Source organism: Okeania hirsuta, from assembly GCF_003838195.1.
GTDB classification, from domain to species: Bacteria; Cyanobacteriota; Cyanobacteriia; order Cyanobacteriales; family Microcoleaceae; genus Okeania; species Okeania hirsuta.
Genome location: NZ_RCBY01000112.1, coordinates 1 through 25,114 on the forward strand (window position 1 = coordinate 1; position 25,114 = coordinate 25,114).

Consider the following 25,114-nt stretch of genomic DNA (forward strand, 5'->3'; position numbering starts at 1 on the left):
CCAAGTAATGCGTGAACACCCCCGTTGACGGTGGGGTATTAAACCCACAAAGAAAATGATAAATCTTTAGAGAGAACGTCAGACCCAAAATTAAGTTAACTTAGTGGAGGCAGTACTCTTTGATATACTCTCCGATCTAAGAGACTGTTTGTAAAGTTTTGTAATATACAATGATTGACCTTTAAACTTTAACAACTCGGTTATTTATCCCAGATTTATAGGCTGAAATACCCAATTTGCCAGGGGTAAAAACACTTCATAATTCTTTACAAACAACCTCTAAAGGTGCGGAGATTCTCCTGAAACCAGAATTCTTGGTTTGCGTTCCGCAAGGCTACGCCAACAACGAGTCTACTTAAATCAAATACCTTGGGGAATCTAATCCAGAGATGGTTCTCTTCCCAAGCGCTTACTCTATTCCAAGAGTCTGTTCCCGTATGCCCTACGGTACAGTTCAAACCTCAAAAAAAACTTTGGTTCTCTTGTACTTGTTGCTTAGAGCTTTTCCATGCATAAGCGTTCCTATGGAAAACCCCATAACTCTTCTCTTGGTCAGCATTCCCTTGCACCTGAGGGCGACGCGGGGTCTGACAGCAATTTTCAAGGTGCTAGTGCGCTACAATTAGTAGTTAAGTTTTTAGAGCGGTTGAATACCTTCCGCTTTCTTAAGCATAGCACAAAGTCCCCCTAAAAGGGGGAGGCTTTATACCCAGGTTTTCGGTAAATCAAGAAGTTCAGAGCCAAAAAGTTTTGGTTTTAGTAATTCACTATAATAATTAAATAATTTTAAGTAAATCAACTATTCGCCCTCCAGCCCAAAGGAGCGCTATTTATGGCATCAAATAATCTGCGGGAACTTGCTAAACAAGGAGATCCAAAAATTATCTCCTCAATTATTAACCACTCACTACAAAAAAAAGGTATTAACGTCCAAGTAACTAGGGACAATGATTGTCTTGAAGTTACACTCGAGTCCGATCAAGTTGCTAATCAACAAGCTCCTCTTGTTGAATTTATTAGAACTGGAATCGTTAAATTGGGAGTTGAATCAATCCACACAGTCAAAGTGTATGGTATTCAGACTGGCGTTCAACAACCAGTCTGGGAAGATAAAATTATTTTAGATACCCCACCAACATCGGATCTACCTGACTTTGAAGAAGAAAGATCGGACTTAGAAGATATTCAGCAACCTATAGATCACTTAGATCAAAAAGAAGTTGAAGCTGACTACGAAACTGAAACAGACGAAGATTATTACCAGGAGGGAGAATACGACGAAGAAACTGAGTATGAAGAAACTGAGTATGAAGAAACTGAGTATGAAGAAAATCAAGAGGAAATATCACAGCAACCTCAAGCTCAAAAAAAGAAAACTCCTCTCATTCTGAGAATATTGCTACTATTTTTGTTAGTCTCACTAGCTACTCTTGCTGCATTGCACTTTGGTGGAATATTTCCCTTACCCTTCCTAAGTGAGTCAAAATCAGAAAACACTGAAACTAATGACCCTGACTCATCTCAACCACAAACATCTTCTGAAGATACTGAAACTTCACCATCTCCAAAAACAAATGATTCCGGAACCACTGTTTCAGACCCTTGGTATTTTGCTGTCACAAGTGCCCAAAGTGCTGCTCAAAAAGCCCAGACTGCTCAAACAAAATCTGAATGGAATGCGGTAGCTAATGACTGGCAAAAAGCTGTCGATCTGATGAAAGAAGTGCCAGAGTCTAATCCAAACTACCAAACAGCACAAACAAAAGTTCTCGAGTATCAAAATTATCTAGATGTAGCAAACCAAAAAGCAGCTCGAGCTGCTAATTAGACCTTTTTCATAGAATAGCTAGTGCCGCTACGCGGAAGTCATGCATTCAAAAGTCAAAAGTCAAAAATATTGATTGATAAGGCTTTTAGGATTTTGTAACTGGTTAGTTATTTCTGCCATCCTGCACTAGAGATTAGGAAAAGAATGCGATCGCATTCTTTTTGTTATGTCTGATGATTTTTATCATGTCAGAAACTGCTTCATAAAACTGATACAAAGCGTCACATAACGTAACAAATTGATGTTTACTTCCTGCTTCTACTGAGGCCGTCGGCGGTTACTCATCCACAGGCATTAACGGTCAAGCCAACCCCATCTCTACACTCTATACTTACATTTAAGTCTTTGTCAATTAACATAACTAAAAAAGTCCTCAAACCCTTACTACGCCGTTTTAGCGTAGGGAGCGAGATTTCAGGATAGGTCTACGTCTATATAGATAGACACCCCAGAAATGCGAATAGCAGGGATTAGTGCAGAAGATACAAAGCGTCACCCTCGTTACTACTTGCCTGTGAGAACTAGCGTATTATGTCAATAAATTGCGCAAATTGTTAACTAAGTCGAAACTCTCCTACTGTTCCCTATTTATTTTCATTTGTTTACTTAAAAATTTAATTTTTTGCCATTTTCTGAAATGTTAATGCTAAAACCACTGTCTGATTTGCTCTTGTGAGCTATCTATAGCAGGCCAAAGAGTTAGTTAGGATATAGACCGATCATGAACCTTAGACAGAGAAATGTTTTTCCCACTGTTGCCTTTTCCTTAGTATAGCACCTATTTTAGTGATTATATTAGCCATTGGAATTTTCTTGTTCCGGCTTAATATCAATTGTGATCTATATCATTAGTTAGTCAACAGAAGTATCACTAACTAAGCTTCATGTTATCACTAAGTTATACTTATGGGAATCACTTACTACCTACATCACAATATTAGATAATTACCTTGTATTTAAAATTAGCAAGGTAGGAAAAGTCATGGCACTCTTAATTCGTCTTTTAGGTGACTTTAATAAAAAAAAGAGTTCTCTGCTACAACAGAAGTTGAAACAAATTCTATCTAATAGCTCAGAACATTGCTGTTTAGTAGACCTTGCCACTATCCATTCCATTAATAATTATGGATTAGTGACTTTGGTCACATTACATCGTATTGCTAAGAAAAATAATTGTAACTTATATCTAATAAATTTGAACGATACAGTTAAATATTATCTAGAACTTACTGGACTAGACAGAAAATTTAATATTAAGCAGAATGTGAAAAATGTTAACTATACTCAGTTAGTAAACTAACTTTTTGTTCTCATATTATCAATCTGGACAAGTACGTTATTTGATGATTTAGAACTCACAACTCAAAAGAAAGGAAGGATCATATACTGTTATGTTGTCACTGTGGACATCAGCAAAAAATGTAGTTGTTAAACCATCTACATAGCGATTAAACATACAAAAAGCTGCTGCAATTAATTACTGTGTCGTGAATTTCTCTATCTGTTGCACCTACGTTTTTTGCCTGTTGAATATCATCTTCAGAAACTTGTTTACCACCAAGCTGTACTTTTGCTGCTATTTTCAGTAGCGCTTTAAGTTTGTCGGTAATATCTGTATTCTCAACGTTGTCATAAACTGCATCAACGAAATTACTATTGTGTTTGAGTAGTTGTTTTGCAACTGTACCATGAACACCCGTGCAAAAGTTACATTCATTTCGGCGGGATACATAAGCACCTATTAGTTCCCGCTCCTCAACTGATAGGGGTGAGTCTCCTCTCAACAAGGTTTCACTCAATTCTAACAACAGTTTACCTGTATCCGGTCGATATTTCATTAAACCCGCAATGCCGGGAAAGCCTAATGGTATATCTATATGTGCCATCTGTCGCTCCTCTTCTTTTTTTTTACTAACTAAATATTTAGTTAGTAACTAAAGAAAGCTTTTAAATGTTGTTTGTCAAGAGTTAACGAAGCAAATGCTAATATTAATTAGCTAAGGATTAAGGCCAAAATATGGCCATAGTAATTAGTGTAAAGCTTGGCCTTTTCATATCAAGGCAGTAAATTTTTTGGGAGTCTATTTATAACAGTTGTGAAGCATCAAGGCAAGAAAAAACCATCGCCTAAGAAGAAAGAAAGGTTGCGCGATCGAGAAGCAACAAAAGCAGAAATTTTAGATGCAGCAGAGGAGGAATTTGCGAAATATGGTTTAGCTGGGGCAAAGATAGATGCGATCGCAGCTCGTACAGGAGTAACAAAAGCCATGATTTACTATTATTTCAAAAGTAAGGATGCTTTGTATCAGGAGGTTTTTCAACGCTTGGTCAGAGAACTTAATCAAATGATTCAGCAGTCGCACCTGGAGCAGTTGCCAGCAGAAGTAGCTTTGAAAATGGTAATACATTCAGCGATCACCTACAAAGCATCTCATCCCTATAGAGGGAGACTGTGGTTCCATGAAGCAATTCAAAATCAGGGTAAATACGGAAAATTAACTGCTTGGCAAGATAGCTTTGTATTTTTAATGGATATTTTGGAGCGGGGAATAGCAGAAGGAAGTTTCCGGCAGGTCGATCCATTTTTGACAACTATTAATATTCTAGGGATTTGTGTTTTTTATTTTGATGCTCAGGAAAATCTCAGTTATCTCAAGCCAGATCGACAACTTTTGAGTCAGGAAATGATTGAAAAACAAACTCAAGAAGCCATCAATTTAGTTCTAGGTGGCGTGCTTTTATATTCAGAAAACTCTGGTAAAGTTTAAAATACAAAAAAAAGTTAAATTTTTCTATAGTAATTTAATTGGTTTATTTTTACGTCTAGAATTTATTTTTAAGAATTTGGCATCTATTCTGAATATAATATCGTCAACATAGACATATATATTGACGATCCTCAATGAATAAATCACCAGTTTTTATGTTAAAAAATAGAATTGTTAGATTGGTATTAAGTACTATTTTATCTATAAAAATTTGCTTAATTATTGGTTATTTTACTCCGAGAAATTGGTATGATAATTCTTGCGATATGACTTTATTAAACAAAGGCATATCTATCTATATTTATAATACTGGTATCCATACAGATATTCTAGTTCCAGTCAGAACTAAAAATTGGAATTTGCAGCAACATTTCAACTTAAAATTAATAGCTAATCCATCAGTTTCCATAAATTATCTAGCTTTTGGCCTTGGCGATCGAGCTTATTTTCTCGAAACTTATACTGGGACATCATTGCCAATTATGACAATTTTTAAGGCCATGTTCCTGCCAACACCCTCTGCTATAAGGGTATTAGCCTATAGAAATATTCCTCAACAATATGAAATTAAGTGTGCTATAATTACTCAAACTAATTACCGTAGGCTGATGGAATTTATCAATAATTCCTTCCAGTTAGATACCCAAGGTAATAAAATCAACCTGCTCGTAGATAGTAATTATGGAGGCGGTTTTTATGCAGGAAAAAATAGTTATTCAATTTTAAGAGCTTGTAATGATTGGACTGCAGAAGGTATGAAATTAGCAGGAGTCAAAACTCCTCTATGGTCAGGATTGTCTAGTTCAATTATGTATCATATTAACAGTGGGTGCAACTGTTGAAAAAATAGTAGTTTTGAATACAAAAAATATTGTCTATGAATATTATACCCGCAATCGATATATTAGATGGACGTTGTGTACGATTATATCAAGGAGATTATCAGCGAAAGAAAGTTTTTAATGATAACCCAGTTGATGTGGCAAAAAGGTGGGTAGATGAAGGAGCAACAAAGCTACATTTGGTAGACTTAGACGGTGCAAAAGTAGGTCAACCCGTAAATCAAAAGACAATAGAAGCGATTATCAAAGCAGTAGATGTACCAATACAATTAGGGGGAGGTTTACGTAACTATTCTGCAGTTGCAAGTGTGCTTGCTCTTGGTGTAAAACAAGCTATTGTCGGTACTGTAGCGGTCGAACGACCTCAGTTAATATCTAACCTCTGTCAAGAATTTCCTGGTCAAATTATTGTAGGTATTGATGCCAGAGATGGTAAAGTCGCTACTAAAGGATGGTTAGAAACATCTGAGGTATTAGCAACTGACCTCGCTCGGCAAATGGCTAAACTAAAAGTTGCAGCGATCGTCTACACTGATATTCACCGAGATGGCACTCTCAAAGGGCCTAACATAGAGTCCTTAAGGGAATTAGCTACTGCAATCGATATTCCTACCATCGCTTCTGGCGGTATTAGTTCAATTACTGATTTGTTAAGTCTGTTAGCATTAGAACCCATGGGGGTAGAAGGTGCAATTGTTGGTCGTGCTTTGTACACTGGTGATATTAGTCTTACGGAAGCAAATCAAGCCGTAGGTCAAGGACGTTGGCAAGATATTCCTCCAAATTTAGGATATTCTGCTTTTGCTTAATATCAAATCTGTTTAATTACATATAGATCCAATTTAGACCGATATAGAATAGGAAATATAGCAGGGAACAGCTCATCTTTGGGAAAAATATTTCCCCTTATTAGGTTCATCATCAGCATAAGTCAAACACCAACTTGTTCCTTGCTATAGAACCCATTTGACATCTAAGAAAAGGCTGCAAGGCTCTTAAATCATCAACCGAGTAAAGCAAAGATTAATCTTGGCAGTCGCATTAGTTAGATTCCTCTCAAAGTTTTTGACGAGGATTTTACATCTTTTGACATACTCTCCAGCCTAAAGACACCGAGATTCTCCTGAAACCAGGATTATTGGTTTGCGTTCCGCAAGACTAAGCCAACACCGAATCCACTTAAATTGATACCTTGCGATACCTAAGCCAGAGATGGTTTTCTCCCCAAGCGTTTGCTCTATTGCCTCTTTTCCTACGGAATGCTTCCCTACGGGATGCTACGCAAACGCAAACAGAGAAGCTTTCCTATCGGAATGCTGGCCGAACGCTATCAATAGCCTGTGGACCTATGCCCTACGGTACAGTTAAAACCTTAAAAATTTTGGTTCTCTTGTACTTGGTGCTTAAAGCTTTTCCATGCACAAACATTCCTGTGCAAAACCCCATAAATCTTCTGTTGGTCAGCATTCCCTTGCGCCTAACGGCGACGCGGGGTTTGACCTCAGTTTTTAAGGCGAATCGTGTGCTACGATTAGTAGCTAGGTTTTTAGAGCAGTTGAATACCTTTGCCAGTTATTACCAGTATAAAATAAAGTGGCCTTAAAACGGCAAGGCTTTAACACCCAATTTTTCGGTAATTCAAGAATTTGACCTTTCAATCACCCATGTTAGGCTGCCGGACAGGGCAAACGCATCTCGTCAATAAACTAGGGGTAATTATCAATAAACCGGGTTTTATTGCGCTTGTTGACAATAGACTTTCAACATATAGTGTCTATAAAATCAAATAAACACTACATATAGGGAACGGCAAAATAAGATGCGTTTGCCCTGGGCTGCCGGAGTACAGCATGATTCGTGGATCGAGCTTTGGTAGCAAATGTACTTCAAAACACTAAAAGATGTCAAATGGGTTCTATGGGTTCTCAAATGTAACGGCATTTTCTGTTGATGCCCACATTCAGAACATATTTAAGAACTTGGATAAAACCATGACTAATTCATTGTCCCTATAGATCATTAGTAGGATTTAGTGGCTTTGGTATATTTCTATGTCCTTCTCCTTCTAATTGTTGACGACCATTGCGAATGACTTTGAGCATATCAGTTAACTGCTGTTCAATACTATCCAGAACATGATCGGCATAGTCATCTGCACCATTTTGAATTTCATCACACTCTGCGATTGCTTTAGCTTTCATTTCCTCCAACTCTTGTTGAGCTTGATAGCGAATTTGTTCAATTTCAGCAATAGTAGCTTGTTGAATCGCTTCACAATCAACCTGAACCTGATTTCTGAGCTGATCTGCTTCTACCTTAGCCTGTTGCACAAGACCCATTTCATTTAAAATTTGGGAAGCTTGTTGTTCAGCATTTTCAATAATTTCTTCCGCATAAAGTTCAGCTTCTTGAAGAATGTCATCTTTATGGCGAACAATCATTTCTGCTTCCTGAAAAGCAACTGGTAAATTCAGACGTACTATATCTAACTGATCTAGTAACTGTTCTTCATCGATCAGAGTACGGCCTACAAAAGGAATTCTGGGACTATCGAGAATAATCTCCTCCAGCCGATTTAGCTCTCGCTGGATATCAACTCCAGGGGAGCTACTAGCGGGTTCACCCTCGATATTTTGTCCACTTACTTCTGGTTCAATATTGGCTTTAGCTGAGTTTTGTCCTAACATTATCAACTGTTCTTTATTTATTAAAGTTCGTCCCATAAAGGGAATTCTAGGACGATCAAGAATAATCTCTTCCAATAGATTTAGTTCCTGCTGGATATCGAATCCAAGGGAGGCAATGGTAGGTTTATTCTCGATATTTTGTTCATTTACTTTTAGTTCAATCAGGATTTAATCTTTATGGGAGACAATCCAGTGTCCTTCTAAATTCAGATGCACTATATTTAGCTGATCGAGTAGTTGTTCTTCATCCACCAGGGCAAATCCTACAAAGGAAATTTTAGGACTATGGAGAATAATTTCCTTGAGCCGATTTAATTCTTGCTGGATATAGGTTCCAGGGGAGTTACTGGTGAGTTGCCTTGATATTTTGTCCACTTACTGCTGATTTAATATTGGCTGAATTTTGTCGTAACATTTATAAATATCAATAGCAATGTGCTGAGGAACGAGATGATCTACCGATCCACCAAAAATGGCAATTTCTTTAACTACACTACTACTTAAAAAGCTATATTCATTAGAGGTGGCCAAAAAAACTGTCTCTATTTCAGATAATAAGGTTTTATTTGTATGGGCCATTTGAAGTTCTTTTTCAAAATCAGAAAGAACTCGTAGACCTCGCATCAGGACTTTAGCCTGTCGCATTTTTGCATAGTTTACCGCTAAACCATCGAAACTGGCTACCTCCACATTAGATAGGTGTTGTGTGGAATAGTGAATTTGATTTAAACGTTTCTCAATGGCAAACAAAGGAGTCTTACTAGGATTTTGCAGTACGGCCACAATAACCTTTTCAAAAAGCTTACACCCTCGTTCAATAATATCTATGTGACCGAGGGTAATAGGGTCAAAACTGCCTGGATAGATTGCAATCACAATATAGCTATATTAAGAATAGTTATTCAAATATTTTAGCAAGGTTATTAGAAATATTTCCAAGATATTATTTGTCTGTTTTTTTGAGGTAATATTATATCAGGAAAGTAATCAGTATTTTTTGAATTAGATGATATTTGGGATTTGCTAGTGGTGCATTGTGATTTTTTCAGTAACAGCATAGTGAGGGTTATAGCCACCATTCACCATTACTATACAGAACTACCAAGATTTTTGATCGATAAAAATATATTTCGGTTTTAGTTTGATTTATTTTGGTAATAACTGCCAGACAATAAAGATAATTGTACTTTCAAATAATCTTTTAGTTTTTGGTATTATTTAAATTATTTTCTGCTTTTTTTGAGATTAAGATAAAAATCAATTGAAGCAGCAAAAAAAAACGACAATAAAGTCGATAATTCATGCTAAAAACTAGGATGTAAATTAATCAAACAAATATTAATATTTTATCTTGAATAATTAGTAGTAAATTAATCTATAAAAATCTTTAATGCTATAGTTATAGCGCTGTGCACAGGCAACAGGAGGAATAAATTGCTGATAATATTAAGATTTTTAGCTATTGGAAAGTTCCTGTAATTTGTAAATATGCCAGCGCACATTGCTATATTTTTTTATCCGTAACTAGATCAAGATCATGATAAAAATGTTCCTCGAATTACAACTTTAAAAATTTGTCTAATTATTCTTCTATGAAAATTTACTACAAAATTTCTGACTGGTTAGAAACTAACTGGGTAACACCAAGCTATGCAGGTGGGTTACTCGGAATGTTATCAATATTCTTCTTTGGTGCCGCCACTAATACAATGGCAGGATGGTTATATGTAATTAGTGGGATGAGTTTTGCATTATTAGGAATGGGTGCTGTTTTGCCAGGGCGATCGCTACGTCAAATACAAGTACGTCGCCATCTAATTCAACCTGTAACGGTGAACGACTATTTAACTATCGCCCTCACAATTGAAAATTCTACTAATCAACCAATAGCATTAGTGCAACTCAAGGATGAAATTCCTTTGGTGCTAGGAAAATCACCTCAACAAGCAATAGAAGTCATTCCTGGGAAAGAAGTTTACCATTGGACTTACCATTTACCTACCAAAAGAAGAGGAATATATCGTTGGCATCATCTTCAACTGAGAAGTGCAGCACCTCTAGGTCTATTTTGGTGTCGCCGTAGTCGGAATGCTAAAGCTACTGCTATTGTGTATCCTACAGTTTTACCCCTGAGTAATTGTCCGATAATAGATGAACTTGGTCAAGAAAATAGCCGTCAACTAAACGAGGATAGTCGTTATCTAATGGCTTCGGAAGGCTTAACTCGGACATTACGACCATATCGGTTTGGCGACCCTAGTCGTTTGATCCATTGGCGGAGTAGCGCTCGTTATGGAGAGTTGCGGGTTCGAGAATTAGAGGTATCTAAGGGAGGAGAAGAAGTTATCATTTGTCTTGATAGTGCTGCTAATTGGCAAACAGATAATTTTGAAGCAGCGGTAATAGCAGCAGCTTCTTTGTATTTCTATGCTAACCGCTCTCTGAAAAATGTCCAGCTTTGGACTGCTGCTACTGGGTTGGTGCATGGAAATAGGGTGGTGTTGCAAACTTTGGCTGGAGTTAAGTTTGGGGAGGAGGTTGTGTTAGGAAAACCACCAAATAAGTCTTTGCTCTGGTTGACTCAAGACCCAGTTAGTTTATCTTCTCTGCCTTCTGGAAGTAGGTGGTTATTATGGTTAGATGAGTCTATTTCTCCTGGAACAGAAGCAGGAAAGATTTCGCATTCTTCTGGTTTAGAAATTAGTTCTACTCAGCCTTTAGAGTTTCAACTTCAGTCTCAAGTTTGAAGGAAGAAGATGGGGAGTAGGGGAGATGAGAGATGGGGAGATGAGAGATGGTAATCAAACATGACATTACTATTCAGAAATAGTATAACTTTTAAGCAGACTTTGAAACGAGTTTATGGTTTATTGAATTGTTTGTATTGACAAATGTCACTTTTTATTATAAGTGGGTAAAAATCTGAAACATTTAGAATTTTTCACCATATTTTCCCCCGAAAATGACTTTGTGCTGTAAGATTGAGACAAATATCTAATATCAACAACATAACAAACGTATATTATGAACCCAACAACAGAAAATAAAAAACTATCCAGTGAAAAATCGTTGAAAGCGATGAAAAGTTTTTCTGAAAAGTATGCCAAGAATACAAATACTTATTTTTGTGTAGATCCTTCCGTTACGGCAGTGGTAATTGAAGGGTTGGCTAAACATAAGGATGAATTGGGCGCTCCTTTATGTCCATGTCGTCATTATGAAGATAAAGAAGCAGAAGTAAAAGCTACATATTGGAATTGTCCTTGTGTACCGATGCGAGAGCGTAAAGAATGTCATTGTATGTTGTTTTTAACTCCAGATAATGACTTTGCTGGGGAAGAGCAAACAATTACTCAAGAAGTTTTAGAAGCTACTAGAGCAACTATGTAGGTTGAAAACTAGAAGGAATCAGGAATAAAGTTTAGTCGAAATTTTTGCCAAGGTAGAGCTTTTTCTGATGAGTTTTGTTGAGATAAACAGAGATATTTTTTTCCTTTTTCCTTCTACTGAAAATACATGATTTTAACAATATTTTTTCTTATTCCTTCTGCTATACTAATGCACCCTACTGGAGTGACACAGCTAATTTTTGGCATTAGCTTTTTTCGCATAATTCTTGTTATTGCAAGGTTTTGCCTATTTTTTATAATGCAACATTTAAGGTATCTCAGGTGCGTTACTCTTTGCTAACACACCCTACTGAACCGACACGCCTAAAAATGTAGGTTGAGTTGAGGGACGAAACCCAACCTACATCTATTGCAAAATTTAAGATGAAACAGTCTACTACTACTAATGGTATACAGCAAAAAGGAATACCAGGCACGGGAGCAAGATGCTCTCACTGTTCTCGTAACAAACTTTGCCGGACAATTTTTTCCAGTTCAGTCCCTCTTCCTTCTTCCTTCCTCAACTTAGTTATAGCGTTTTCAAATGAGATGTCAAACAAGAGTTGGTTATTTACTAACAGTAAAAAGTCTGGCAAACCTTCTGACCTGTTGCCTGTTGCCTGTTGCCTGTTGCCTGTTGCCTGTTGCCTAAAAGCGACCAGGTTTTTTAGCGACCAGGTTTTTTTTCGCAACTCAAATGAAATTACTATAAAAATAATGACTTCTGAACAAGAAAAAATTCCCCAAGAGTTTTGGCAAGGAATAGCTGAGTTTAATCAACAAGAATTCTATAAATGCCATGATACTCTGGAGGCTTTATGGATGGAAGCTGGAGAACCGGAACGTACTTTTTATCAAGGGGTTTTACAAATAGCAGTTGGACTTTATCATGCGGGTAATGAAAATTGGCGTGGTGCTGTTATGTTGTTGGGGGAAGGTATTAGGAAATTGAATTATTATTTACCTAGTTATTTTGAGATTGATGTCGATAAGTTACTGACAGAAAGTGCCGAATTATTGAAAAATTTACAAGAGTCTGGTCCTGAAAATATTGCTGATTTTGTGCGCTCTTCTGATAATACAAAATACCCAAAAGTTGTCAAACTATAGCAGGCAACAGGCAACAGGCAACAGGCAAAAGGCAACAGGGAGAAGAGAAAAGTCAGTCCAGTAGGGTGTGTTAGCGGTAGCGTAACGCACCCTAACAGTGCCAAGCATTGTACCTTGTACCTTGTATACCATTACTATGCAGGACTACCCATTTTTCTACCTTTTTCCCCTATTCTATCTTTGTTCTTCAATACTACAGCAGTCGTCACTATAGTTAGAACATCGGATAATTATGATGATTTATGAGGTGAGCAAGATGGTCGCACTAATTTTCCTAACAAACCTGGCGGTTGCTATAATTTATCATTAGTGTAATCTATTTGCTTGATAATTCTTCCTACTTGATTTCTCGGAATACTATTATTGTCAGAATCTAAGGTACAACGCCAACAAATATTAATAATAATTGTGGGTTGACAAATAGTTAAGGCAAAAGTTGTGGTTAAACCAAGAATGATTGTTCGAGTTGTAGTTAATGCTATTTCTACTCCTTTTTTTGGGTTTATTGGCATAGTAATTTTGGTGCGAGAGTTGTTAGAATTTGTCATTTTTGTTTTTCTTGACTAGGAATTTTCGTTAAAATTGAGTTGTGCTGAAGCCGATATTTTTTACCGAATAAGCTGTAATATTTAGCTAAATACTAATAGAAAAATTTATTTGTTTTCATAAATAAAAATCGCTTCGCTTGATATTTATAATGTAGCTTTTTCCTGCTATTCAATGGTTAGAAAATGTTCTGAAATAAAGTTATTTTTTGCGATATGGCAGTTGAAGGAAAGGTGAGGATAAATCAAAAGCTTATATAGGATTTCTCAGTAAGTGTAAGTGGAGATCCCCCCTAACCCTCCTTGATAAGGTGGGAAATCGGAAGTCCCCCTTAAAAAGCTATCCCTGATAAGGAACTCCTGAAACCCTTATAGGAGGGTGGGGAGAGGGGGAAGAGGCGGAGGAGGGGGAAGAGGGGGGAGTCAGAATCTTGGGGTGGATTTATCAAAAAAATGTCTAATTCAATACACTATTTCTGAGAAAAAAGCTGACTCAAGACTTAAGCATAACTGACTATCTTTGTCAAGTTTTATGTTAAGAAAGATGTTTATAAAGCATACCTTAAAAAGGGGGATTTAGGGGGATCATTGGTGTACCTCACGCCTTGTGAAAACTGCTATAAAACTCAGACAACGTAAATTTTTTCCTTCTCCCTTCTCCCTTCTTCCTTCTTCCTTCAATTCTTTTGAAAAAGTTAGAAAAAGTTAGAAGTTTGCGAGAAAGGCGACATTTGATTTTTCCATAATTTATAATGAACAATAGTTGGAAAATTCAGGTAATAATTCAGCTATTAGCAGTCAGCTTTTCCTGCGGAATGCTGCGCAAACAGCAAAAAAAAGAGGATTTTAATGGATATAGACTGTTTCAGTCAGCCTTTATAGTAAGTATAAATTCTGACTCAATTAGTAAGGCTTTTATCTAAAATTAAAAACAATAGCTGATGGCTGATAGCTGACGGCTGAATGCTTACAAATTAAGAAACTATTTTCAAAATATTATGAATCCAGAACCAGCTTTTGATTTTGTCAATAATCAATATCTTAATCAGAAAGGAAAAAGTTTGAGCGATTTACAAAAGAATATTTTTTGTCTGGCTTGGGAGAATGAAAAATATGGAGAAATTGCGATAAAAACTAATTTTGCTGAGGGATATATTCGACAGGAAGCAGCTAATTTATGGAAAATATTGGGAGATTTATTCGGGCAAAAAATTACCTGCAAAAATTTTCGTGGAGTTGTAGAAACAGAGTTCCAAAAACATAGCGATCGCTTAAAATTTCCCCTACCCGAACAGATGAAGGAATGGTTTAAAATTCTGGGTTATCAATTTGCAGAAAACTACAACGTTGTAGATAAAATTCACGGTAAAAGATTTTTTGAATGGATAATTAAGGTTAAGACGCGTCGGGGGTATGACCGCATTCTGGTCAGAGGTGTGGAAGGGGAGGTGGCAACTTGCGACCTCAATGCTTTGCGTCAGTCGGTGGCAAAGGAAAAAACTGATGAGGGTTGGTTGGTAGCTGTGCGTCGTATTAGTAAAGCTGCTCGCCATGGGGTTGAAAAGGAGGAAAATCAAAATCTGTTCTGCTACACTTTTGACGAACTTTTAGACCAGGAAGCTGACTTTGAACGTTATTTTCAATGGCTGGAAAAACAAGTGAAACAGCGGGGTATTGATAAAAAATATGTACCTCTTGCTTGTCGGAAGGAGGAAGTTGACCCTGATACAAAACAAAAAATAGGGGTGAGTGACTACGAGGAAGCAGACGGTTGGATAGATGGTTACATTGATAAATGGCTCGATGACCCCGTGAAAAAGCATCTCTCGGTTTTGGGGGAATTTGGTACTGGCAAGACTTGGTTTGTTTTTCACTATGCTTGGCAGCAGTTACAAAAATATTTGGATGCTAAAAAACGAGGTGTGGAACGCCCGCGTTTGCCGATAATTATTTTGCTGCGCGACTATGCTAAGGCGGTTAATATGGAGTCTCTATTTTCGGAGTTCTTTTTCCGACAACATGAAATTCCTCTACCCGGTTATTCTGCTTTTGAATTACTGAACCGTATGGGTAAATTGTTGGTAATTTTTGATGGTTTTGACGAGATGGCAGCGAGGGTAGACCGACAAAAGATGATTAATAATTTTTGGGAGTTAGCTCAAACGGTGGTACCGGGGGCGAAGGTTATTCTCACTTGTCGCACTGAACATTTTCCCGAAGCACAGGAAGGTCGCGCTCTTTTGAATGCTGAGTTACAAGCTTCTGTTGCTAACCTGACTGGGGAACCGCCACAATTTGAAGTTTTGGAATTGAAAAAATTTAACGATGAGCAAATTCGTCAGGTACTTTCTTTCAATACCGAACCTTCTACGGTAGAAAAGGTGATGAATAATTCCCAACTTTTAGACTTAGCGCGACGCCCGGTGATGAGTGAGTTAATTTTGGCAGCGTTGCCAGAAATAGAGAAAGGGAAAGCGATCGACTTGGCGCGGATATATTTGTATGCGGTTACACATAAAATGCAAGGGGATATTAAGGAAGAGCGGACTTTTACTTCTCTTGCAGATAAACTTTATTTTCTCTGCGAACTTTCCTGGGAAATGTTATCTAATGACCAGATGAGTCTGAATTATCGGGAATTTCCCGACCGCATTCGGCGTTTGTTTGAGTCAAGGGTGCAGGAACAAAAAGATTTAGATCATTGGCATTATGACATGATGGGTCAGACAATATTGATTAGAAATGAGTATGGCGACTATTCTCCTGCTCATCGTTCCATGTTGGAATTTTTTGTTGCTTATAAGTTTGCTGCGGAGCTGGGGGTATTGGTTGATGATTTTGTGGAGGTGGCGCGGATGCAGTCTCATGTTAATTTGGAGGCAATGGGTGAAAATTGTACTTGGTCTGAATATTTCCGTCGGGAGGTGGATGCTAAGGGAGGGGTTATTTCTATTCCTCCTCTGAACAATTTTTCTCGGGAATGTCTGGAAAATTTACGTTCGACTTTGGGAAAAATGCCGTTGACAAAGGCGGTTTTGGATTTGTTATTGCCGATGTTGCGGCTAGGGGAAGGGAAGGAGGAAAAGCAGAATGTTTGTGGTAGGTTGCGGGAAGTTGTGGAGGGGACTAGGGGAAAAACTGCGGCAGAGGTTGGTTATGTTGGAGGAAATGCGGCGACTTTGTTGGTGATGACTGATAAGTTTGGTTTGGAGGGTTGTCATCTCAGTCGGTCTATTATTTTGGGAGCTGACTTTTCTGGTGCTAGTTTGCAGGGTGTTAATTTTGCTGAGGCAAATTTGGCTGATTGTATTTTTAGGGAATGTATGAATACAGTCAAGTCTTTAGCGTTTACTCGCGATAGTAAACTTTTAGCAACAGGTGATGAGTCTGGCAAAATTAATTTGTGGCGAGTTGCCAATGGTAAAAAACTCAGGACTTGGGAAGGTCACACACATACAGTCACAGCTATAAAATTTGCTGCTGACGGTCAAATTCTTGTTAGTGCTAGTATGGATAAAACAGTGAAATTTTGGCATTTGACAAGTAATAAATGTTTGAGAAGTCTATCTATATACCCGAATTTTGCAAAAACTATTGCTTTGAGTCCTAATCTCAAAACCTTAGCTAATGTTAGCACAGACCGTAAAACACAATTATGGAATGTAAGCAATGGCAAATGTCTGGCGACTTTACAAGGATACCCAAATTGGTTCAGTAGAATTACTTTTAGTCCTAGTGGAGAAATTTTAGCAACTGGTGGTAAAGACAAAAAGATTAGGCTGTGGAATGTTGCTAATGGTGAGTATTTAGCTACTTTATCAGGGCATGAAGATTCAGTTCGTTGTGTTGCTTTTAGTCCTGATGGTAAAGTATTGGCAAGCGGTAGTGCTGACTTTACTATCAAACTTTGGGATATTGCAAATATTAATCGCATTCCTGACCCAGTTGCTATACCCGGACATGAGAATGAAGTCACACGGCTGGCTTTTTCCCCAGATGGAAAAATGCTTGCTAGCGCGAGTGGTGATAGCTTTGTCAAATTATGGGATATTAGCGATACCAATCACCCGCAAATACTGAAAACTTTGCTAGGACATACTTCTTGGGTAGAAGCAGTAGCTTTTAGTCCAGATGGCAAGACTTTAGTCAGTAGTGGTAATGATAAAAAGGTAAAAATATGGAATCTTGATAATATAAATGATATTAAACTCCAAGTAACTTTAGCAGGTTGGGATAATTGGATTCGCTCGATCGCTTTTAGTCCCGATGGCAAAACTTTAGCTAGTGGGAGTGACGATCATAATGTGAGACTTTGGAATGTAGAAACAGGAGAGATGATGACAGCCTTGCGGGAACATCAGGAGCGCGTCCAGTCAGTTGCTTTTAGTTCTGATGGTCAAACTCTAGCTAGTGGAAGTTTTGATTGGACAGTTAAATTATGGAAAATTAATAGCAGTGAATCTTTAGCAACTTTGCGCGGACATACAAGCTTAGTTTATGCTGTTGCTTTTAGTCCTGACAATAGCTTATTAGTCAGCGCAGGAGACGATCGCTTTGTCAGATTTTGGGACATCAAGACTAAACAAAACTTTAAAACTGTACCTAAGCACTATACATCAAAAGTCTTTGCGGTTGTCTTTAGTCCTGATGGTAACAAAATAGTTGTTTCTGGAATCAATTATACTGTTCAGTTGTGGGATATTACTATGGATGGAAACTTAATGAGTTTCCAAGGCCATGCAAGGTGTGTAGACTCAGTTGCCTTCAGTCCCGATGGGAAACTATTAGCAACTAGCAGCTATGACGAAACCGTGCGCCTGTGGAATATTAGCACTCAGAAATGTATCGCCATTTTTGAAGGGCAACCAGTCTGGGACTATTCAGTTGCCTTCAGTCCAGACGGTCAACTATTAGCAAGTGGAGGAGACAACAACACCGTTCGCTTGTGGGATGTCAACACCCACGAACCCTATGCCACCTTTAGCGGACATCAGAGTTGGGTATTAGCAGTAGCATTCCACCCCAACGGTCAAATTGTTGCCAGTGCTAGCGCCGACGAAACAATTAAGCTGTGGAACGTCAAAACAGGAGAGTGCATCAAAACCCTGAGAGTACCCAGACCTTATGAAAACGCCAACATTAGGGGAGTCAAAGGATTAAGCGAGATCCAAAAAGCAAGTCTGACGGCATTAGGAGCAGTAGAACTATAGCGCTGTGCGCAGCCCCCTAAATCCCCCAAAATTGGGGGACTTCTAGAAGTAGAACATTAAATTAATACCGTAGGTTGGGTTAAGCGGTAGCGCAACCCAACAGATACAAACTTCATTGTTGAGTACACAAACTTATTGTTGGGTTTCGTTCCTCAACTAATCACTTATAATACCGTAGTAGGTTGGGTTAAGCGGTAGCGCAACCCAACAGATACAAACTTCATTGTTGGGTATACAAACTTCATTGTTGGGTATACAAACTTCATTGTTGGGTATACAAACTTCATTGTTGGGTATACAAACTTCATTGTTGGGTATACAAACTTATTGTTGGGTATACAAAATTATTGTTGGGTTTCGTTCCTCAACCCAACCTACAAAGTGTTCTACTCCATACAGATATCAACTTATTGTGTTGTTATCGAAAAGTGATCGCTTATGCTAAACTACTGAAATACAAGCCATTTCAAGCATCAATTAATGAAAACAAACAAACAATACAATGCTAACATCAGATTCTCAAACCCAAAAGCGTCTTCCCACCATGGAAGAATTACCATATCAAGACGGTAAACCAGTGGATAGCGAAGTACAAGACTTAATTGCTCACTTATTAAAATCTATTCTGGCCTACATTTGGGCAAACCGTAACGATTGGTTTTTTGGTATTGATATGGGGTGGTATTATTCTCCCGACGAAAAAGCTATTGCACCAGATGGTTTTTTATGTCTGGGAGTGGAGCGCGTTAAACATGAAAACTTGCGCTTGAGTTATGTCACCTGGGAAGAAAATGGGGTAATTCCTTCCTTTGCATTAGAAGTAGTATCGAAAACTCCAGGAGGTGAATATAAGCATAAAAAAAGGAAATATGCTCAATACGGAGTGTTGTACTATGTAATTTACGCTCCCCTACGGGTACGCAAACCCAAATTAACTCTATACCGTCTCAATGGAGAAGGGAAATATGAACTACAAGAAGACAACCCCATGTGGATGCCAGAAATAGGTCTGGGTATTGGTACAGAAGTAGGAACATTTCAAGGAGTTACCAGAGAATGGTTGTATTGGTATGACGAACAAGGAAACCGATATTTAACTTCCGAAGAAGCGCGACAGGAAGCCGAATTTGAGCTACAGCAAGAGCGACAAGGGCGACTGGAGGCGGAAGTTCAGCGGCAGCAAGCGGAACAAAGAGCTGAAAATTTAGCGGCGCGTTTGCGGGAGTTGGGTATCGATCCAGACCAGTTGAATTAGAAGTACGGTAGAGGCGATCGCTCTACCAGCAGCAGTTGTTGTTAAAGAGCGATCACTTGTCTTAAATTAATTAAATCACGACTTATGCACGGACACTAAATCTACTGAGGGCGAATGCCATTTGCCCCTACATATGGCGTTTTAAACGTTAATTTGCGTAAGTCCTGTAAATACAATTATTATCCAACATCAATTAATCAAAAAAAATATTAATGGTAAGGATACCGTCACACACCCCACTTAATCCCTTTCATCAATTCCAATTATTTTTTGGACTGAAATTTCTACTGAAGGAAATGCAATGAAAAAAATAACTCCATCTTGATAGTTTTGTTCAATTTGATATTCATTATTCATCAAATTACGAAATACTTTTAAATTTTTTTTAGCAACATCAATTACCCAATATTCTTCTATTCCTGAATTTGCATATAATTTCTTTTTAGTTCCTAAATCTTTTTGCAATGTACTATCAGCAATCTCAATAATGCAGTAAATATCTTCGCTATAAGGATGACGGTCTAAATATAATGTATCGGGAGAACGAACAATGGCAATATCAGGTTCTGGTTCAGAGTCAACTAAAGTAACAGGATGTGCTTCCATTACTTCTGCCAGATTTCCTAAAATATAACGTAAGTATTTAACTGCTCTATGATTGATAAAACGATGAATTGGTTCTTCAGGAATCATATTAATAATTTCTCCATAAAATCTGGCAATTTCCAACAAGATTCTAACTTAGAATCTACTTCTAAAAATATAAATTCAGAAGCAGATGGTTTGATTGGTCTGTTTTCAGCTTCTCCAGATTTAGCTACCAATTTTGAGGAAATTTTACAGAATGAAATTACGGATAAGTCTGGATGGAGTTGCAAAGAAAAATAGGGAGGGCGAATACCATTCGCCCCTACAGATATGCCTAATTTGACTTTAACTGAAGTAGGCGATCGCTATCTTCTGTTCCTACTCCATAAGCTGTATAAGGTCTGACTTCTGGAGGCTGCATTCCTAAAACAATTGATTTTGCAGGAATTCCAGCAGCAACTAATTCTTCTGCTATTAAACAGTCAGTATTATTGGCTTGAATCCAAATTTTACCTGCGATAATATCAATATGAATTATACAGTAATGAATTCGCTTTTCTTGAGACCAACCTAAAGAAATTAACATATATCTATCATTTTCTGAGTCAAAAATTGTTTGATTTTCTATCCCACTTTCAGTAGTTGGTATTTCAGCATATTCTGTCAATAGTTGTTTAATTATTTGACGATAGTTTTCTATGGTATCCATCTGACAATATCCTCTGTTTGTAAATTAAAAATAATTAGTTTTAATCGGTGATTATCCAATAGTATTTGACCATATTTTTCTCCTTCAAAAAGGTCTGTAAAAGCAGTTAATGGAAGAGCCAGATATAACTCTCTTTCTGGTTCGGTAAGTCTCGATATATCATTATATAGAATATATTGTCCTAAAGCTTGTTCTAAATCTGCCTTAACTATCTTTCTAGTTCAAAAAAACTCAAAATATGATTATATAAATATCTTTATACTGATAAGTATTTTGTTTTCTTTATTGTGAAAATAAAAGGTTGGGTTAGCAACAACTAAACCCAACCAAATAAACTTAATTTGACTTTAACTTAACCAGGCGATCGCGTAATATTTCTGCCTGTTTTTCTGCCTCGGCTAAATTATTCTTTGTTTCCTCTACAAATTTAGCATCAGCTTTCTTAACAAATTCTGGTTTACTCAATCGTTTAGAAGTAGACAAAATCTCTTTTTCTAACTTTCCTAATTTCTTCTCTAACCGAGCAGATAAAGCTTCAATATCTACTACTCCTGATAGTCGTAAGTATGAAAACAATTTTAGAACTGTCAAACATACTAAAAATATTGACAAAATTATCTCAGATGTTAAATATAACTCCCAAAAAAGTATAACAACAGATTTAGGGAAACAATTTATTCAGTTTATAGAAAATCCAATTGTTTAACAACTGAATGATAAATATCTCTTGCTGGCAATTTCTTTCCTTTTGTTATTTTTAAAATTCAAAATTAAAGGTTGGGATAGATAATAACTAAACCCAACCAAATAAGCCTAATTTGACTTTAACTGCTTCAGGCGATCGCGTAATATTTCTGCCTGTTTTTCTGCCTCGGCTAAATTATTCTTTGTTTCCTCTACAAATTTAGCATCAGCTTTCTTAACAAATTCTGGTTTACTCAATCGTTTAGAAGTAGACAAAATCTCTTTTTCTAACTTTCCTAATTTCTTCTCTAACCTAGCAGATAAAGCTTCAATATCTACTACTCCTGATAATGGAATTAAAGTCTGCACAGTACCAAAAACACCTGCAATAGTTTGACCAACTTCCGCATCAACACTAGGAGTAATATTCAACTTTTCGACCTTAGCTAAATCTTGAATATAAACCTCACCTTTACTCAAAATTTTCCGTTCTTTTTCATTCTCACTCTGCAAAATTGCTGTGATTTTTACCTTTGGTTTAATATCAACCTCAGACCGTAAATTTCGGATAGTCCGAATTACCCCAATTAATAATTCAAATTCGGCTTCCAAATCCGAATTAATTAAAGATTTATCCAACTTCGGATAAGACTGTAAAGCCAAACAATCTTCCTCACCAACTTGATTCAAAGTATGCCAAATTTCCTCAGTAATATGAGGCATAAAAGGATGTAATAATCTTAAAATTCCATCCAAAACATAAGCCAATGTTTGTTGTGCTACTAACTTAGAAATCTCATCCTCACCCTGAAGGCGAGATTTAACTAATTCCAGATACCAATCACAAAAATCTCCCCAAATAAATTCATAAAGACCCTTCGCAGCTTCCCCCAAACCATAATTATCTAAATAATCACAAGTTTGCTGTACAACTTGATAGAAACGAGACAAAATCCAACGGTCAACTAACTCTAATTTCTCCTGCTCCGGTTCCCCTAATTCTTGAGGATATTTACCCTCTAATTTCATCATCACAAATCGAGCAGCATTCCAAATTTTATTAGTAAAATTTCGAGAAGCTTCCACCGATGCAGACTCATCAGTTTCCCGATTATAATCCATTCTCACATCTTGCCCTGCTCCGGCAGTTTCTCGCATCAAAGTATAACGTAAAGCATCAGTTCCATACTTTTCAACTAACAATAAAGGGTCAATACCATTACCAGCAGATTTAGATTGTTTTTTGCCCTTTTCATCTAACATTAAACCGTGAATATAAACCGTTTCAAACGGCATTTTGCCAGTAAAATGAGTTCCCATCATTGCCATTCTAGCAACCCAGAAAAAGATGATATCAAAACCAGTAGAAAGAGTGCTGGTCGGATAATATTTTGCTAAGTCGGGAGTGTTTTCAGGCCAACCCAATGTTGAAAATGGCCATAAACCAGATGAAAACCAAGTATCAAGCACATCTGGGTCTTGTTCAATTTTGACATCAGCACCAAATTTTGCTTTTGCTTGCTCCAACGCTTCCGTTTCCGAGCGAGCAATAACAAAAGGAGTATTATCGGCAATTTTTCCATTAGTTTCACTCACAGCATACCAAGCTGGAATTTGATGACCCCACCAAAGTTGCCGGGAAATACACCAGTCTTTAATTTTCACCAACCAGTCGCGATAAACCTTCGTCCAACGTTCGGGAACAAATTTCGGTTGGTTGTGCTTATCCAATAATTCCAGCGCTTTCTCAGACAACGGTTTAATTTTGACAAACCACTGAGTTGAGAGTAGAGGTTCGACTGGTACCTTGCCACGATCGCTATAAGGAACGCTATGACTATACTCCTCTACCTTGACCAAAACACCCTCTGACTCTAACCGTTTCACAACATTTTTCCGCGCCTCAAAACGGTCTTGCCCAACAAACGGTCCCGCGTTTTCATTCAAACTGCCATCCTTATTCATAATATTAATGAATGGTAGGTCGTGACGTTTACCCATTTCAAAATCATTGGGGTCGTGAGCGGGAGTAACTTTGACACAACCAGTACCAAATTCAAGGTCAACCAACTCATCCGCAATAATAGGTATTTCCCGTTCCATTATTGGTAGGGTAAGAGTTTTGCCAATGAGATTTTTGTAGCGGTCGTCATTGGGGTTAACCGCGACACCAGTATCTCCCAACATTGTTTCCGGACGAGTAGTAGCAACTTCCACATAACCACTGCCATCAGTAAGAGGGTAACGAAAATGCCAGAGGTTGCCATTAACTTCCTTATTTTCAACTTCCAAGTCAGAAACAGCAGACTGACTCGCAGGACACCAGTTGACCAGGTAGTTACCGCGATAAATGAGACCTTCTTCGTAGAGACGCATGAATGCTTCAATGACAGCTTTTGATAAACCTTCATCCAGGGTAAAACGTTCGCGAGTCCAGTCTGTAGAAACTCCTAAACGACGTAGTTGGTTAACAATAGTACCGCCAGACTCAGCTTTCCATTCCCAAGCGCGTTCCAGAAATTTTTCTCGCCCAATATCATAGCGGGTTTTGCCTTCTTCTTTCAGTTTCCGTTCCAGAATAGTTTGCACGGCAATACTCGCGTGGTCCGTACCGGGGAGATAGAGAGCGTTGTCACCGCGCATCCGATGGTAACGAATGAGAGCGTCAATGAGGGAGTTGTTAAAAGCATGACCTGCATGGAGGCGCCCTGTAACGTTAGGAGGGGGGATGACAATGCAATAGGGGTTGCCTGGATGGTTGGGGTCAGCTTTGAAAGTGTTGTTTTCTTCCCAATATTTCTGCCATTTCGCCTCAGTTGAGAATGCGTCGTATTTGCTTGGTAATTCTGGTATGGTTTTGGTCATAGATAATATGAATTATTTGGACTGTTTAATTGTCCTTAATATTGTGCCATAATTCATAAGACATCTCCAGAAAAGAGGGAGTAGGGAGTAGGGAGTAGGGAGTAGGGAGTAGGGAGAAATAATTGATATATCTAGTGTGATAATTGATTTTATTTTTGATTTTTACCGAAAATTTTTGGTTTAAAGCCTCCCCTTTTAAGGGGATAATAAATAAAAATTTTCATGATTAGTCAATCCTCTTCTTTTCAAGGAGAGGTAATTATTAATTATTAATTTTTGAACATTATCCATCAGTAATTTTCTGCATTTTATTCTTAGATAGCTGACGACTAACAGAAGAAACTGCTCTTACAGGAATCTCTGTTAATTGAGCTAAAATCAAATTCCAGAGATAGCCATATTGAGGATTATTTTTCAGTAATAAAAATTCGGCAAATACATAAAATCTTTTGGTTCTTTTGTATTCAGGAGGATTATCTTCAATCCTAATTTGTTCTGGTTTAGGCAATTTATGACCGATAATTTTTCCTTGCTCATAATACTTTGCTTGAATAGAAAGTCCTATGAGCAAGTAAAAATTTAACTGCTCAAGAGGCAAATCAAATAATTGCCAAAATCAAAACAAATTAGGATT

General features: G+C 37.6%; 23 protein-coding genes. 10 read left to right on the top strand and 13 right to left on the bottom strand.

Annotated features, from left to right (window positions below):
• The first annotated feature begins 832 nt into the window (after positions 1-832).
• Positions 833-1,828: a hypothetical protein gene (locus D5R40_RS18280; protein WP_124146286.1), complete on the top strand. Its 996-nt coding sequence runs from the start codon at positions 833-835 to the stop codon at positions 1,826-1,828.
• Positions 1,829-2,810: 982 nt separating this feature from the next.
• The gene (locus tag D5R40_RS18285; RefSeq protein ID WP_124142662.1) at positions 2,811-3,128 is read left to right on the top strand and encodes an STAS domain-containing protein; all 318 of its coding nucleotides are present in this window, start codon (positions 2,811-2,813) and stop codon (positions 3,126-3,128) included.
• Positions 3,129-3,276: 148 nt separating this feature from the next.
• Here the strand turns inward: D5R40_RS18285 and D5R40_RS18290 are convergent, their stop codons facing one another.
• The gene (locus D5R40_RS18290; RefSeq protein WP_124142663.1) at positions 3,277-3,714 is read right to left on the bottom strand and encodes a carboxymuconolactone decarboxylase family protein; all 438 of its coding nucleotides are present in this window, start codon (positions 3,712-3,714) and stop codon (positions 3,277-3,279) included.
• Between the two features lie 156 nt (positions 3,715-3,870).
• Between D5R40_RS18290 and D5R40_RS18295 the strand changes: the two genes are divergently transcribed.
• From D5R40_RS18295 to hisA, 3 genes are all read left to right on the top strand, one after another.
• On the top strand, positions 3,871-4,596 hold the full coding sequence (locus D5R40_RS18295) for a TetR/AcrR family transcriptional regulator (protein WP_240038717.1): 726 nt from the start codon (positions 3,871-3,873) through the stop codon (positions 4,594-4,596).
• A gap of 155 nt (positions 4,597-4,751) precedes the next feature.
• Positions 4,752-5,438 (top strand): DUF2459 domain-containing protein, encoded by a 687-nt coding sequence (locus tag D5R40_RS18300; RefSeq protein WP_161565016.1) that lies wholly within the window; start codon positions 4,752-4,754, stop codon positions 5,436-5,438.
• Positions 5,439-5,473: 35 nt separating this feature from the next.
• A complete protein-coding gene (hisA, locus tag D5R40_RS18305) occupies positions 5,474-6,247 on the top strand; it encodes a 1-(5-phosphoribosyl)-5-[(5-phosphoribosylamino)methylideneamino]imidazole-4-carboxamide isomerase (RefSeq protein ID WP_124142665.1) in 774 nt (257 codons plus the stop codon).
• Between the two features lie 1,200 nt (positions 6,248-7,447).
• Here the strand turns inward: hisA and D5R40_RS18315 are convergent.
• The 3 genes from D5R40_RS18315 to coaD form a co-directional block, all read right to left on the bottom strand.
• Entirely contained in the window at positions 7,448-8,125 is a 678-nt protein-coding gene (locus tag D5R40_RS18315) for an ATP synthase subunit B family protein (protein ID WP_124142680.1), read from the bottom strand.
• 168 nt (positions 8,126-8,293) lie between these two features.
• The gene (locus D5R40_RS18320) at positions 8,294-8,500 is read right to left on the bottom strand and encodes a hypothetical protein (RefSeq protein WP_124142666.1); all 207 of its coding nucleotides are present in this window, start codon (positions 8,498-8,500) and stop codon (positions 8,294-8,296) included.
• On the bottom strand, positions 8,501-9,001 hold the full coding sequence (gene coaD, locus D5R40_RS18325) for a pantetheine-phosphate adenylyltransferase (protein ID WP_124142667.1): 501 nt from the start codon (positions 8,999-9,001) through the stop codon (positions 8,501-8,503).
• 716 nt (positions 9,002-9,717) lie between these two features.
• On the opposite strand from coaD, the gene D5R40_RS18330 reads away from it, so the two are divergent.
• On the top strand, positions 9,718-10,872 hold the full coding sequence (locus tag D5R40_RS18330) for a DUF58 domain-containing protein (RefSeq protein WP_124142681.1): 1,155 nt from the start codon (positions 9,718-9,720) through the stop codon (positions 10,870-10,872).
• 277 nt (positions 10,873-11,149) lie between these two features.
• A complete protein-coding gene (locus D5R40_RS18335) occupies positions 11,150-11,515 on the top strand; it encodes a ferredoxin thioredoxin reductase catalytic beta subunit (protein ID WP_124142668.1) in 366 nt (121 codons plus the stop codon).
• Positions 11,516-11,966: 451 nt separating this feature from the next.
• Here the strand turns inward: D5R40_RS18335 and D5R40_RS18340 are convergent, their stop codons facing one another.
• The gene (locus D5R40_RS18340) at positions 11,967-12,206 is read right to left on the bottom strand and encodes a hypothetical protein (RefSeq protein WP_124142669.1); all 240 of its coding nucleotides are present in this window, start codon (positions 12,204-12,206) and stop codon (positions 11,967-11,969) included.
• Between the two features lie 25 nt (positions 12,207-12,231).
• On the opposite strand from D5R40_RS18340, the gene D5R40_RS18345 reads away from it, so the two are divergent.
• Complete coding sequence (locus tag D5R40_RS18345) at positions 12,232-12,624, top strand: DUF309 domain-containing protein (RefSeq protein WP_124142670.1); 393 nt, start codon at positions 12,232-12,234, stop codon at positions 12,622-12,624.
• 293 nt (positions 12,625-12,917) lie between these two features.
• On the opposite strand, the gene D5R40_RS18350 is transcribed toward D5R40_RS18345, so the two are convergent.
• Positions 12,918-13,172 (bottom strand): hypothetical protein, encoded by a 255-nt coding sequence (locus D5R40_RS18350; protein ID WP_124142671.1) that lies wholly within the window; start codon positions 13,170-13,172, stop codon positions 12,918-12,920.
• Positions 13,173-14,167: 995 nt separating this feature from the next.
• Between D5R40_RS18350 and D5R40_RS18355 the strand changes: the two genes are divergently transcribed.
• Together D5R40_RS18355 and D5R40_RS18360 are read left to right on the top strand one after the other, a co-directional pair.
• Positions 14,168-18,379: a WD40 domain-containing protein gene (locus tag D5R40_RS18355; protein ID WP_124155022.1), complete on the top strand. Its 4,212-nt coding sequence runs from the start codon at positions 14,168-14,170 to the stop codon at positions 18,377-18,379.
• A 502-nt stretch (positions 18,380-18,881) separates the two neighbouring features.
• On the top strand, positions 18,882-19,634 hold the full coding sequence (locus tag D5R40_RS18360; RefSeq protein ID WP_124155023.1) for a Uma2 family endonuclease: 753 nt from the start codon (positions 18,882-18,884) through the stop codon (positions 19,632-19,634).
• 240 nt (positions 19,635-19,874) lie between these two features.
• Here D5R40_RS18360 and D5R40_RS18365 read toward each other — a convergent pair whose 3' ends face one another.
• The 7 genes from D5R40_RS18365 to D5R40_RS18390 all read right to left on the bottom strand — a co-directional run bounded on the left by D5R40_RS18365 (position 19,875) and on the right by D5R40_RS18390 (position 25,078).
• Positions 19,875-20,327, bottom strand: a complete 453-nt coding sequence (locus D5R40_RS18365; RefSeq protein WP_124142673.1) for a Uma2 family endonuclease — start codon at positions 20,325-20,327, stop codon at positions 19,875-19,877.
• On the bottom strand, positions 20,324-20,458 hold the full coding sequence (locus D5R40_RS41245) for a hypothetical protein (RefSeq protein WP_275670252.1): 135 nt from the start codon (positions 20,456-20,458) through the stop codon (positions 20,324-20,326). Before D5R40_RS41245 ends, D5R40_RS18365 begins: the two co-directional genes overlap by 4 nt.
• Positions 20,459-20,556: 98 nt before the next feature.
• Complete coding sequence (locus D5R40_RS18370) at positions 20,557-20,931, bottom strand: XisI protein (protein WP_124142674.1); 375 nt, start codon at positions 20,929-20,931, stop codon at positions 20,557-20,559.
• Entirely contained in the window at positions 20,919-21,143 is a 225-nt protein-coding gene (locus D5R40_RS42695) for an element excision factor XisH family protein (RefSeq protein ID WP_124142682.1), read from the bottom strand. The genes D5R40_RS18370 and D5R40_RS42695 overlap by 13 nt, the downstream gene beginning before the upstream one ends.
• Before the next feature lie 124 nt (positions 21,144-21,267).
• Entirely contained in the window at positions 21,268-21,507 is a 240-nt protein-coding gene (locus tag D5R40_RS18380; RefSeq protein ID WP_240041615.1) for a hypothetical protein, read from the bottom strand.
• A gap of 237 nt (positions 21,508-21,744) precedes the next feature.
• A complete protein-coding gene (locus D5R40_RS18385; protein WP_124142675.1) occupies positions 21,745-24,480 on the bottom strand; it encodes a valine--tRNA ligase in 2,736 nt (911 codons plus the stop codon).
• A 283-nt stretch (positions 24,481-24,763) separates the two neighbouring features.
• Entirely contained in the window at positions 24,764-25,078 is a 315-nt protein-coding gene (locus D5R40_RS18390; protein WP_205127667.1) for a hypothetical protein, read from the bottom strand.
• Positions 25,079-25,114 lie beyond the last annotated feature (36 nt).